The following is a 14,187-nucleotide window of genomic DNA, read 5'->3' as shown; positions in this document are numbered from 1 at the left end:
ATTAAAAATATGGAAGAACAACTCCTCAATCTTTATGCCCAGCTAATAAAAGAAGCAACCCGGCTGGAAGTTTATACAATAAGGGCTGAAAAGGATCAAAGACCGGAACTGGCCCAGATGTATAAAGCTCTTACTCTGTCTCACAGGGCACAGGCCCGTAGAATCCTGCTTCAGGTCCGAGGCTTTATCAGCCACAGTGATGAAAATCTTTCTCTGGTTATAGATGAGGAACTACCTGGATTCTTGACAAAATATGAAAGGTGCCATCAACTGGCAGTAGAAGCAAACAACAAGGCGGTTGCGACCGGTTGCGACCATGCATTGCGGATCACTCAAATTAACCTGCAGCTCGCAAAGCGTGCCCAGGAAGAGAGACAACTTCCAGACACCTTCTTTATCTGTGATTTTTGTGGTTTTATAGCCTCTGCCAAACTACCCGAAGCCTGCCCGATCTGTACAGCTGCAGCACGCCGGTTCAAAAAGGTTTGCTGATGAGAATTGTTTCCGGTGGACAATCGGGTGCCGATCTGGCAGCCCTTGATGCAGCCATTTCCCGAGGCGTTGAACATGGAGGCTGGCTCCCCAAGGGCCGAAAAACGGAAAACGGCCCCCTCCCTTCCAAATACAATCTCAAAGAGCTCAGTACCGGTCAATACCGCGTGCGAACCGAAAAAAATGTCATAGACAGCGATGGAACCCTGATATGCTCTTTTGGGCCCCTCAGTGGAGGGTCTGCTCTCACCGAAGCTCTTACCATCAAACATCATCGTCCCTGCCTGCATATCGATTTTGACCTCTTCCCCGGCAATAAATCGGTCCTTGCCGTTGAACGATGGCTGCAGGACAACCACATCCGGACACTGAATGTTGCAGGGCCTCGCGCTTCAAATGATTCACGCATATATAACGCGGTTTTCACCCTGATTCAGGAAATAAGATGGTAAAAAAACCTCCGCTGATTCCTTAACCGCTGGAGAAAAGATTATGTCCATTGCAAAAAAAATACTAACACGACGACAACTCCTCCGTTTCCTCGGCACAGGTACAGCCTCTTATCTTTCACTGCCTCTGCTTTCGGGATGTGCTGTCGATCCTGTCACAGGAAAAAATCAGTTTATGATCATGAGTGAAAGCGAAGAGATCAGCCTGGACAAAAAACAATCTCCCCTTCAATTTTCCACAGACTACGGCCCCCTGCAAGACCAGCAGCTCAACCAGTACATCACCCGCATTGGGCAGGAACTTGCGAGCAGGTCACATCGGCCACACATGCCGTTTACCTTTCGCGGCGTCAACGCTTCCTATATTAATGCTTATGCCTTTCCCGGCGGTTCCATTGCCGTTACCCGCGGCATCCTGGTCGAACTGGAAAATGAAGCTGAACTGGCAGCCCTTCTTGGTCATGAGATCGGTCATGTCTGCGCCAGGCACACTGCTGAACAGTCGGGAAAGGGGATGCTTACCTCTCTATTGCTCACCGGTGCGTCAGTGGCTACCAGTGCTGCTGGGTATGGAGGTGCTGCCGATCTTGTGCAAAGCTTTGGTCAGCTTGGGGCAGGAGCGCTCCTTGCCCATTACAGCCGGGATAATGAACGAGAAGCCGATGCCCTTGGAATGGAATATATGACCAGAACCGGATATAACCCTTCCGGCATGATTGGCCTGATGGAGATACTCTTACAAAACAACAAGCACAAGCCAAGTGCGGTCGAGGTCATGTTCAGTACTCATCCCATGAGTGACGAACGCCTTGCATGGGCCAAGAAGGCTGCAGAAGAAAAATATAGTCAACTGCACGCTGCCCCTGTGCATAGAGAACGATTCATGGATATGACCGCCTCTTTACGCAAAAACAAGGCGGCCATATCTCTTATGCAGAAAGGCGCCACCGACATGGCCAAAGGAAAATATGATTCTGCGGAACAGAAACTGCAGAAAGTACTGCAACAAATGCCCGATGACTACGCAGCTTTAGTTATGATGGGTAAATGTCAATTTGCTCTTAAAAACACCAAAAAAGCGGCGCACTATTCGCAGAGGGCAGCACAGATATATCCACAGGAAGCACAAGCTCATCTGATTATCGGGGTCAGTGAAATAGTCAACCAACGTTATGACCAAGCGTATCACCATCTCTCGACGTTTGACAATCTTCTGCCGGGCAATCCGGAGATAACTTTTTTTCAAGGGGTGGCAAAGGAGGGTATGGGATCCAGACAGGACGCGGCCAAATACTACATGGGATATATCCAGCGCATCAAACAGGGGGAAAAAGCACAATACGCCTATAATCGTTTAAAAACATGGGGTTACACCAAGTAGACATAGAGAGACAAAGCCCCCTGTCTTTCCTTGTCCCTGTTTGTCCAGAAGGTGACCTGTTGCTCAAGAGGAGACAGAACTCTCCAGTGCGGAGCGAACCGAAGATGCAAGTTCCTGAAGATCCACGGGCTTCATCATAAGGGCGCATGCCCCCGCACCTATGGCAGCATCTAAGTTTAATTTATCAGAATAACCTGTACAGAGAATCACTGGCAGCTCAGGTCTTATTTCTGCTATCTTTTCAGTTAATTCAAGTCCTGTCATCACCGGCATTGTATGATCAGTGATGACCAAATCTACGCTGCAATCTTTATCCTGCAACAGGGACAGAACTTCTTTTGGATTGCTGGTTGTAGTGACGCTATATCCAAAATGATTAAGCATCATCTTGAAGGTTTCCCTGATATCTTTCTCGTCATCAATAACAAGAACATGCTCGGTACCGCTCGGCAAAGGTGCTTCACTGATCAACAGCTCCCCACTTCCGCTTTGGCCTGCAAGCGGCAAGTAGATACTGAAAGTTGTCCCTTTATCAACAACTGACTCTACCTGGACATCGCCTCCCAGGTCCTGGACAATACCAAGTACAACGCTCAATCCCATTCCAGTGCCTTCACCAGGTTCCTTTGTTGTGAAGAACGGATTAAAAATGCGCTGTAATGTTGCGTCCTCCATCCCAACCCCAGTGTCCTGGACAGTCAGACAGAGACAGGTATCGCCGAAACCGACGTCAAGATCACCACACTTGTCGCTTGAGGCCTGTTCCAGAATAATCGTCAATGTCCCCCCCTTTTCCCGCATAGAGTAAAAAGCGTTACTACATAGATTCATCATGATCTGTTGCAGCTGGACAGGTGCCGCCATGACCTTGCTGTCCTGATCAAGGATATGTCTTTCAATAGCAATGGTTGATGGAATGGAGGCACGGATAAGACGTAGACTCTCCTTGATCACCGGAGCAACGGTGACAGCTATCTTTTCCATGGTTGACTGTCTACTGAAAGTAAGGATCTGGTGCACAAGATCGGCAGCCCGTTTCCCTCCCTGACGAATATGGACCAGGTGATCATAGAGCTCGGAACTTTTTTCACTTTGCAAGAGTGCCATGTCGGTAAAGCCGATTATAGCACCCAGGATATTATTAAAATCATGGGCAATCCCACCGGCAAAGGTGCCGATTGCTTCCATTTTCTGTGCTTGCCGGAGACGGGATTCAATTTCGACCTCGTTGGTAATATCGCGCTGTACAGTTACCCAGTGAGTGACTCGCCCTACATGATTACGAACCGGTGAGACAGACGAAGCAACAATAAAGACTGTACTGTTCTTCCTTTTATTGATGATCCTTCCCCGCCATGTTTCCCCCCTGCTGACAACTTCCCCAATATGCTCAAACAGATGTTTGTCATTGTCACTGGAACACATCAGAAAGTATTCACTTCCCAAAGCCTCTTCCCGGCTGTAACCGGTCATTTTCCCAAAAGCCCCATTGACATACTCAATAATGCCTTCAGTGTCGGTGATCATCACTATCTCACTGACCTGTTCAACAGCTGTTGCCAGGCGACGCTGTGTTTCCTCTACTTTGAGCTCCTCAGTTATATCCTGAAGGATAACAATAGCGCACCGTTCACTGCCCAGAGTAAAAGGAGTTATTGAAACCTTGGCATCACGATTGGTTTTTCCAGTAGTCGTGACGGTGACAGAAGCGATTTCCCCGGCATTTCCAGGCTGTCGGTTCCTCAATTTATCAGCGATCTTTCCCTGATCATCCTGATGAATGAACTCTAAAAAAGGAGTATTGTAGAGTGTTTGCCGGGAATCGACTTCTATCATGTGGGATGCTGCTTTGTTGGCATACGTTACCGTACCCTTCCCATTAACAAGTAAAACGCCCATGGGAGCATGATCAAGCAAAATCACCAACTGCTCTTCGACCTCCCTTTGTTTTTTTTCCTCCCTTCTTCCGGCTATTACCAGGGTCAAGCCCATGCTGAGACAACCGACGGCTATGGTTGTAATGACGGTCACTATCAACCATTGTTTGCGAAAGGCAGCCATTGTATACAGGACTTCATTTTCCGGCGCGACAATCAAAATAGACCAAAAAGTACCACCCGGTAAATTCACCGGCAGATACACTCCGTGGCGGTGAAGATCGCGCCTCTGCTCGGTGACAATAAAATCCTCGGTCAAGGTAAAAAAGCCTTTCTGCCCCCCTTCCATCTTTGCGTGCAGCTGCTGTAGTTCATTATGACGATAGCTGTTTATCGGCGTACCGACTAATTCCGGTTGTGGAGCATGGAGTGTTATACCATTGCGGCTAAACAGCATGACATAAGCCGCACGATCAAGCTTCACCGGATCAATGTATCTTTTGGCGACCTCTTTAAAAGAAATGAGAAAGGAAATATTCCCAAAATACACATCCGCTCTAAAAACAGGTTGCGTCATGACGACACAGCATTCTTTCTGATGAGCATCAATCGGTTCACTGACAGCCAGAGCTTTCTCCAACAGAACCTGTTTCAGAACCTGCTTATCTATCCCACTCCATGGGCTGTTCTCCCTTCCCGTGGTAGCAAAGACAACGTCCCCATTCTCATCACTACGAAAGACTGCCAAAAGCCGTGACTTATGAATAGCATAAAAATCTTCCATCAATAATTTTCCGCTGCTATCCAGTTCAAGAATAGAGTCTTGCTCGGCCAGGTACTCAAGTGCGTGTTGGTAAGTAGAAAAATACCCTTGAACACCTTTAACGGCCTGGTCCAGCAACAAGGTTTGCTGTTCATGGAAGGCCTTTATCGTTTTGTTCCTCACGGAAAGATATGGTAGGTAAAACAATCCTGCCAAAGTAAGGGTCGCTGCCAGGGAAAGCAGCACATATGAGTAAGGAAATCGGCGCATGTAAATTAGCTGTTAATGAATAGCACTAGCTCATATTTCTCATCAGTTAAGGCGACACCGGATTCAAGTTTTCCGGCTGTAAATAGCCAAGCATAAAATCCGTTAATAGTCTATATTTATTACCAAAAACTCAGAACATGAAGCAGAATTAACGGATTAAAGGTGAACATTCTGCAGCTTTGCCGTTCCAATATGAAGAAATTGTGTACAATTGAGTCAATTAATACAATGTCCACGAGAAATCAGGGGTACATCGTGAGTTATTAAAATTATAGCAAAATGATATCTATTTCCAAAATTTATTTGCCCGATTATCATAGGACTGAACTATTGATGGATATCTAAAAGCCCATCACACTCGTTCACATACAAAACATTATTTTTATCCCTTCGGCATAATCGGGATCATTTTTACAGGTGAAACCCTCTTGTTTCTATACCAATCCAACAAGCTGAAAACACTAGTCCGGCAATTGAGCGATATCCTCTCATCCAACCCCTCTTCTCCTCTGGATACTGATATCATTGTTGTTCAGCACCATGGAATGGCACAATGGATTTCGCTACAACTCGCTGCAATCAACGGCATCGCTGCTCATCTTGAATTTCCGCTTCCCGGTCGTTTCCTGGGCGACATGCTCAACACATTTACCGGAACGACTGCAGATCTGTCAGGCTTTGAGCAGCCGGTACTTTTATGGCGTATCTTTGACGCACTACCTCAACTGGCCACCCAAGACCAATTCAAGGAAGTGCACCAATATATCCAAGGTAACACCCAGGCGATCAAATGTTATCAGCTGGCTGAAGCCATAAGTGATATTTTTGATAAATACCAGGTTTACCGTCCTGATATTATTTCACAATGGGATCAGGGCAATGATCAATCCTGGCAAGCTGAGCTGTGGCGGCATGTAAGCCAGGGTGTCGTTCACAAGGCCGAGCTTTTCACCACCTTTCTCTCCCAGCACGGGAAAAAATCTTTCTGTCCCCCGGATCTCCCCCGCCGCTGCTTTCTGTTCGGCTTAAACTCCCTGCCGCCGGTCTACCTTGAGCTCCTGGTGCAAATGAGTACATGCTCTGAAATCCATCTTTTTCACCTCAGTCCCTGCCAGGAATACTGGGGAGACCTGCAATCAGAGAAAGAACAGGCTCGACAGAATAAAAAACGCGGCCACACCCTCCAGGAGCAGCAAGATCTATATATCACAACCGGTAACCCTCTGCTTTCTTCATGGGGGGCGGTGGGCCGTGATTTCCTGCAACACTTACTGGAGTATGATATTGATGTAACTGATAAATACTGTAAAAACGCCGAACCGTCCATACTTGGCACCGTCCAGAACCAATTACTTACTCTTGAAGACGGCACGGATCCTCTTTATCAACAGTTGCACCCCTTCAACCACGACCACTCTCTTCAGTTTCACATCTGCCACTCGCCGTTAAGGGAGGTCCAGGTACTCCACAACCGTCTTCTTGATCTCTTTCAAGACAACCCTGAACTTACAGCAAGCGATATTCTCGTTACAGCGCCTGACATTGAAAAATATGCCGATGCCATACGCGGAGTGTTTAACAGCGCTGCTCCTGATAGGCGCATCCCCTTCTCCATTGCTGACAGCCCGCTGAGTAAAGAAGCGGTCACCGTTCAAGCTTTTTTAGACCTCCTTGCCCTGTTCAAGGGGCGATGCACAGCACCGGAGGTCATGGCTTTACTGGAGACGGATCCACTGCTGGCACGTTTTGCATTACAACGAACCGACCTGCCGAAAATACGACAATGGGTCGACGAAGTCCGAATACGATGGGGGATTGACCACCAACACCGATGCAGCTTTGAAGGCGCTGCTTTTGATGAAAACAGTTGGCAATTCGGTCTGCAAAAACTCCTGCTTGGGTACTTCATGGTTGGCGATGATGCACATTTTCAAGGATTATACCCCTACCCAACCATGAGTGAAAGCTATGCCGAGCTGCTGGGCGGGTTTGCATCTTTTATCTCTCAACTGCAGAACTGGCTCCCCAGATTACATAGAGCCGGAAACGCAGAACAATGGTCCCAGCTCCTGCTAGAGTTACTTCACACTTTTTTTGACCAGGAACGTGACCCGGTCGGTTTTACCATCGTATCAGAAGCCATTCTTCAATTTAGTCAAGATACTCACAATGCCGCACTGGATAGCCTGCTTGATCCTGACATTGTCATGCTCCATTTTAAGAGGCAACTGCAACAGCCGGCATCCGGCCGGGTCTTCCTCACCGGGAGAGTCACTTTCTGCAACATGGTTCCCATGCGGGCTGTACCATTTCCAGTCATCTGTCTCTTGGGGATGAATGACGCTGCCTTTCCCCGTGTACAGCAGACATTCTCCTTTGACCTTACCGTCACAGAACCAAGACTGGGGGACCGGGATCGGCGGAAAGATGATCGCTATTTGTTCCTGGAAATACTACTCTCTGCCGAAAATACGCTTTATATTTCATGGACCGGGAGAGACCAGCGGGACAATGCGGAATCTCCTCCCTCAGCGGTTGTCTGTGAGCTACTGGATTATCTGGACAGCTCTTTTCCTCAAGAGCCAACACCGCCAAGCCAACAGGTAACCACTGTCCACCCGTTGCAACCTTTTAGCCCTAAATCCTTTGCCCAGGTAAAAAACCTACTCTCCAGTTACGCGCCGGAATGGCTCCCTTCTGTTCGTAAAGAGCCTGCCGGCCCCTTTGTGAAGGAGCTCAAGTTCGCTTCCGACTCAGTTAAGCACACGGTTGAAGCCCAGGAGCTTATCACCTTCTGGAAACACCCGGTCCGCTTTTTCCTTGAAAACCAGTTGGGAATTCGCCCAGAAGGGAGTTTAGTCAGCCTGGAGGAGGCAGAACCATTTTCCCTGGACGCTCTTGAGCAATTTTTCCTGCGGCAGGAGACGGTACAATCACTTATCAGCAACCAGCAAATAGATGCCATTGAACATCGCCTGCATACATCCGGCATCCTTCCCCAGGCAGGATTCGGGATTACCCTCATGGATGAAATGCGACAGAGCTCTTCTCTGCTGGCCACAAAAATAGGCGACCTAACCCTTGAGCAGTGTACTCCGATCGAAATTGACGCGTCGATTGGCCCGTGGCAGCTGAAAGGGTGGTTGCACAATCTGTACGGTACAGGAAGGGTTACCTGGCGTAGTGCGCATGTGAAAAGTGCAACCCTTTTAGAGATGTGGATTAATCACCTACTCCTTAACCTGGCTGCTCCACCAGGGGTTCCACCACGCTCCGTCCATTGTTCCAAGGAGCAGACGATGGTTTTTATGCCGGTTGCAGATCCGCAACAGCACCTCCACCAGCTCCTTACCCTCTTTTTTGCAGGAGCAACCCGACCGCTTCACTTCTTCCCGGAATCAAGTTTAGCCGCGGCAAAGGCAAAGCCAGGCAAACAAACGAAAGATGCTCTCCAAAAATGGCAGGGAAACTATTGGGTCCGGGGTGAGCGTGAACATCCTGCCTATCAATTGGTGTTCGGTACAGAGAGTATTGATCCGCTAGACCATGAATTTATCCAACTCAGCGAACTGTTTATGCCGCTGCTGGAACATATTGAGCCAGATGATGCAGCCACTTGACCCCTACCGCATGCCGCTCTCCGGCATCCGCCTGCTGGAAGCCAGTGCCGGAACAGGCAAGACCTTCACCCTGACGTTGCTTTACCTGCGCCTTATTGTTGAGCAGGGGATGTCTGTAGATGAAATATTGGTGGTGACCTTTACCCGTGCAGCAACCGATGAATTACGTACCCGGATCCGCTCCCGGCTCAGGGATGCCCTGGATTATTTCACCCATGGCAGACTGCAAGATCAACAAACTGCCGTATTTCTCAAGAATTTTCGACATGATACAGCATCACAAAGACTACGTGACGCGCTGGTCAGAATGGACGAGGCAGCCATATTCACCATTCACAGTTTCTGCCAGCGCATCCTGCTGGACAACGCCTTTGAGACAGGAGCACCATTCTCCCCAGAGTTCCTTGAAACAGAACAGCCTGTTCAACTCCAGATTATGGAAGATTTCTGGAGGAACCAATTTTATAGCGCAACCAGGGAAATGGCCGGCTGGGTCAATCAAAACTGGTCCAGTCCCGGAGAATTGCTGGCAGAGCTGAAAAATTCATTGTCCCTCCCCCAGGCAGTGGTCATACCGCAAGTAACAGACGCAGAACTGACTGCGCTGGCAGCTGACAGCCAAATCCTGTGGAAGACTCTTTGTCGTCTGTGGTCTTCAAGTCAGGAAGAGGTTAGCCTCATCCTGGAGCAGGATCCCTGCCTGAAACGCAGCGAAAAGACCTATCGCCATGACAAGGTCGTGGAAATCATGGAGACCATGGAGGAACTGGCTCAAAACCAAATCCTTCCCTACCACTTGCCAAAACATCTTGCCCTGTTACAGCAGGCTAGCATTACACAACATATCAAGAAAAAATGTGAAAGCCCTCCTGCACACCTTTTTTTCAGCACGTTTGAAGAATTTTATCTCATCCATCACCAATATATACACAGCCTCAGGATCGCAATCATCCAAAAGGCCCGGGCATATCTCTTCACCGAACTTGCATCTCGAAAGGCTGAGCAATCCTGGCTTTTCTTTGATGATTTACTAACCTATCTCGCCAGGGCTCTGGAAAAGTCGGTTTCAGGCCCCTTGCTAGCCGCACGGATTGCGCAGATTTTTCCAGTGGCACTTGTCGATGAATTTCAAGACACGGATCCTCTCCAGTACAGCATTTTCAGCCATATTTACCAGGGCGATGCACCAGGTTCTCTGTTTATGATCGGTGATCCGAAGCAGGCTATCTATTCTTTCCGTGGAGCAGATATTTTTACCTATATCCATGCCCGGCGGCAAACACCCCCTAATTGCCGTTATACAATGGGAGTGAACTATCGTTCCTCAGCATCCATGATACGAGCGGTTAATACGTTGTTTCAACAACCAGACAGTTTTCTTTTTGAACCCGATATATCTTTTCATCCTGTCAGTCCGGCACCGAATGCGAAAGAGCAATCGCTTCTCCTCAACGGGAAACCAGCACTTCCCTTGACAGCACTCATACTCTCCAGCCAGTATCTGATTACCAGCTCACGCAGCAAATCCATCAACAAAGAAACGGCAGCACAAGCTTCAGCAGCCTACTGTGCCGACGAAATACTCCAGCTCCTGGAGGCTGCAGGCAGAGGACGCGCATGTATTGAAACCACCCCGTTAACAGCGGGCGACATAGCTGTCTTGGTACGAACACATAACGAAGCAAAACTAATGCAGCAGGCACTCAATCGGCGAGGCATAACCAGTGTCTATTACAGTCGTGAGTCTGTTTTTTCCACAGCAGAGGCTGGCCAGCTCTACACACTCCTGACTGCCCTGCTTGACCTGACCGATACCGGAACCATATGTGCGGCCCTTGCTTCAGATTGTTTCGGATGTGACGGTAACACTCTTGCTGCACTGCGCACTCATCCCGATCAATGGGATCAGTACCTCAATCGACTCCAGCAGTATACGCAACTCTGGCAGGATCAGGGAGTGATGCCCATGCTGCAGCAATTATTTGCCACCGAGCAAGTGGTACACCGGCTGAGTGCGCTGCATGGCGGTGATCGAAAGTTAACCAATTATCTACACCTCATGGAACTGCTCCAGCAATCACCTGCCGGGAATCACGGCAGAGCGAGCCTGGTTCGTTGGTTTGCCAATCAAATAAACAAGCCCGAACAGGAGGCGGAAAACCAGCAGATCCGTCTTGAAAACGATGAAAACCTGGTAAGGATAGTCACCATTCATAAATCAAAAGGGCTGGAATACCCCATCGTATTTCTACCCTTTCTCTGGTCCGGTAGAGCTGCCAACAGCACCGGACCGCTCATTTTTCATGATCGGTCCACTTTTGATGCGGTGATTGATCTGGACAGTAGCAGCAAAGAGAACCAGCAGCTTGCGCAGCAGGAACAACAGGCAGAGGCAATGCGACTGCTGTATGTGGCACTGACCAGGGCACGCTGCTGCTGTTATTTTTGCTGGGGAACCATATCTTCCATGGAGACGTCTGCTCTTGCAGCCCTTGTTCATCCGGACTCCGGCGGCACACTCCTCAGCGAAGAAGCGATACTGCAGCAGTTGGAACAATTAAATATCCAAGAAAAGCTGATCGCAATAAAGCAATCGCCTCCTTCATTTCCAGATCATATTTTAGCGGCAGATGAGACCGTGGAACAGCTGCAGGTCGCACCATTTGAGGCCCGTATCCAATCCGGATGGCACATGACCAGTTATTCTCAGCTGACCGCAGACAATACAACTTTCAGCACTGCTTCTTCCGGTCACAAGTTACCGCCAATACCGATCGAACAGGAACCATTTCAAGACGCCTTTTCTTTTCCCCGAGGAGCAACTGCGGGAACATGTCTCCATACAATTTTTGAAAAAATCGATTTTACAGCCTCTCCTTCGACCTGGACAGAAACCATCACCAATGCAATCACTCAGGCAGGGATCGACAACCAGTGGCTGCCTTTCATTGAAAGATGGTACGCAGCCCTTCTCTCTGTGCAATTACCAGAGGCGTGCTCTCTGCAAGAGATAACGGCAAGTGAGAAAATTAACGAACTTTCTTTCCTGTTCCCACTGGCCCAAGTCGATGTAGCTGGGTTTAATCACCTCTTGTCGCAATGGAATTTTTCACCACTTTCTACCCAGCTTCATGAAATAAAAGGTATGATGAAGGGGTTTATTGACCTGGTTTTTATCCACAATAATCGTTTTTATATCGCAGACTATAAATCCAACTATCTTGGCTCCGCTGCATCCGACTACACTGCAGATATGCTCGAGCTCGCCATGGCCGAACACCGCTACGACATTCAATACCTCATTTACAGCCTTGCTCTGCATCGTTTCCTGGCAAGCCGAGTCAAAGGGTACACTTTTGACAGCCATTTCGGCGGCATCTATTACCTGTTTCTTCGAGGGATGCACCCTGATTACCAACAAAATAACGGTATCTTTTTCACCAAGCCGGCTCCAGAACTGATCTATCGTCTTGATGAATATTTCCGAGGAAAAATCGCCTGATCATGGACAAAATCCTGTACCAGCTGCAACACAACGGCACCTTTCGCGCAATCGATGTCCAGGCCGGACTTTTTTTACATCGACTCAGTGGCAAGGATACCCGAACTGTTCTCCCCCTTGCCACAGCCTTTGCCAGCAAGGCCGTTGCCGAAGGGCATGTCTGCCTGCCACTCAACCAGTTAACCCAATCAATCAATCGGTTGAAGCTCTTCCCTCAAACAACTCCAGCCAAAATCAAAGCAGCGCTGATGGCCACTGCAGTTGTCGGTACACCAGAGGCAGCAGCACCACTGATCCTGGATGGACATGGCAATCTGTACCTCCACCGCTATCTCTTGTATGAAAATACCATTACCCATCATCTGCAGCAGCGCTGTCATCCTGTTGACCAGGTTGACCTGAACAAAGCACAGCAGACCATCCAAACACTTTTCCCCGCCACCCAACCGAATACAGCCCCTGACTGGCAGTGCGCTGCAGTAGCGCTTAGCCTGATCAAGCACCTGCTGGTAGTATCAGGAGGACCAGGCACAGGCAAAACATACACCGCAGCACGTATACTGGCCGCACAGGCAGCTCTGCATCCAGGCTCCACCCGGATAAGCCTGGCAGCACCAACCGGAAAAGCTGCAGCCAGATTGAAGGAATCACTCCTGCAGGCGAAAAAAAGTCTTCCTCAGCATCTTGCGGTAAACTTTCCAGAAGAAGCACTTACCCTGCACAGACTGCTCAGATACCATCATCACTCTGGCAGGTTTCTGCATAATAAACATAATCAGCTCCACCTGGATCTGCTGCTCATTGACGAGGCATCAATGATCGACATCCCCCTTATGGCAGCTGTACTTGATGCCCTTCCGCCTACCTGCAGACTAATCCTCTTCGGCGACAAGGATCAATTGGCTTCAGTGGAGGCAGGCAACCTGTTTGCCGATATATGTGGTCCGAAAACGCCCGCCTGGTCGGAAGAAATCAAACAACTCCTGGTGGCGATAACCGGTCAAACCCACAAGGCATCGTCCATGGCCACGCCCATGGACGACTGTCTGGTCCAGCTGCAGCAAAGTCATCGTTTCGATGCTTCCTCAGGAATCGGTACACTTGCATCCGCTATCAACAGACAGAATACAACCATAATCGATAGATGCTGTACCGCAGAGTATGGCGACCTGGACATACAGCTTGTTGAGCAGCAAGACTCAGATACTCAGGCTCCACATCTGCAACAGTTTGTCCTCCGTCACTTTTCCCCTCTGTTCACAGCACAGACACCAGAGGATGCCCTGGCCCACTTTAATCACGCCCGAATTCTTTGTGCTCTACATAAGGGAAAACAAGGGGTTGAGACGCTCAATTACGAGGTAGAATCGATTTTATATCAGCACAAATGTATTACGCCTGAGGGAGGCGATTATGCAGGCCGCCCGGTCATGATCCTCAAAAATGACTACGCCCTGGGGCTTTTCAATGGAGATACAGGTATACTCTGGCCGGATTCGACAGGCGAACTGTACGGTTGGTTTCCGCAGCCGGATGGAACATTACGTAATTTTTCGCGCTTACGGCTACCGCAACATCAAACAGGGTATGCCATTACTATTCATAAATCCCAAGGTTCTGAGTTTGACAATGTGCTGCTGGTGCTTCCAAACGTTGACACTCCACTCTTGACCAAAGAGATGCTCTATACCGGGATAACGCGCGCTCGAAAAAGCCTCACCATCCAAACAAACCTGGAGCTCCTGAAAGTCGCTGTTCTTCGTCCTGCCATTCGTTTTTCAGGCCTGCACAAAAAACTACATCACCCCTGACTCTTCTTTTTCTTTTAACCCA

The 14,187-nt window shown here is 48.8% G+C and carries 7 protein-coding genes; 6 read left to right on the top strand and 1 reads right to left on the bottom strand.

Annotated features, from left to right (window positions below; all coding sequences use genetic code 11):
• The first annotated feature begins 9 nt into the window (after positions 1–9).
• The 3 genes from ACHZCY_RS12200 to ACHZCY_RS12190 are packed head-to-tail and all read left to right on the top strand — an operon-like array spanning position 10 to position 2,322.
• Positions 10–492 carry a rubrerythrin family protein gene (locus ACHZCY_RS12200; protein ID WP_205221703.1) on the top strand — a complete coding sequence of 161 codons (483 nt, stop codon included), beginning with the start codon at positions 10–12 and terminating at the stop codon, positions 490–492.
• Positions 492–944, top strand: a complete 453-nt coding sequence (locus ACHZCY_RS12195; RefSeq protein WP_205221704.1) for a putative molybdenum carrier protein — start codon at positions 492–494, stop codon at positions 942–944. The genes ACHZCY_RS12200 and ACHZCY_RS12195 overlap by 1 nt, the downstream gene beginning before the upstream one ends.
• 40 nt (positions 945–984) lie before the next feature.
• Positions 985–2,322, top strand: a complete 1,338-nt coding sequence (locus ACHZCY_RS12190) for a M48 family metalloprotease (RefSeq protein ID WP_319549078.1) — start codon at positions 985–987, stop codon at positions 2,320–2,322.
• A gap of 63 nt (positions 2,323–2,385) precedes the next feature.
• On the opposite strand, the gene ACHZCY_RS12185 is transcribed toward ACHZCY_RS12190, so the two are convergent.
• Positions 2,386–5,232 carry a PAS domain S-box protein gene (locus ACHZCY_RS12185; RefSeq protein ID WP_319549077.1) on the bottom strand — a complete coding sequence of 949 codons (2,847 nt, stop codon included), beginning with the start codon at positions 5,230–5,232 and terminating at the stop codon, positions 2,386–2,388.
• Positions 5,233–5,660: 428 nt separating this feature from the next.
• On the opposite strand from ACHZCY_RS12185, the gene recC reads away from it, so the two are divergent.
• Genes recC through recD form a run of 3 tightly spaced genes read left to right on the top strand, consistent with a single transcriptional unit; the run spans position 5,661 to position 14,165 of the window.
• Entirely contained in the window at positions 5,661–8,852 is a 3,192-nt protein-coding gene (recC, locus tag ACHZCY_RS12180) for an exodeoxyribonuclease V subunit gamma (protein ID WP_319549076.1), read from the top strand.
• Positions 8,836–12,354 carry an exodeoxyribonuclease V subunit beta gene (gene recB, locus ACHZCY_RS12175; RefSeq protein WP_319549075.1) on the top strand — a complete coding sequence of 1,173 codons (3,519 nt, stop codon included), beginning with the start codon at positions 8,836–8,838 and terminating at the stop codon, positions 12,352–12,354. The genes recC and recB overlap by 17 nt, the downstream gene beginning before the upstream one ends.
• 2 nt (positions 12,355–12,356) lie before the next feature.
• A complete protein-coding gene (recD, locus tag ACHZCY_RS12170) occupies positions 12,357–14,165 on the top strand; it encodes an exodeoxyribonuclease V subunit alpha (RefSeq protein WP_319549074.1) in 1,809 nt (602 codons plus the stop codon).
• Positions 14,166–14,187 lie beyond the last annotated feature (22 nt).

The sequence above is a fragment of the Desulfogranum marinum genome (assembly GCF_963675105.2).
GTDB lineage: Bacteria > Desulfobacterota > Desulfobulbia > Desulfobulbales > Desulfobulbaceae > Desulfogranum > Desulfogranum marinum.
This window is presented reverse-complemented; position numbering and strand designations above follow the sequence as displayed.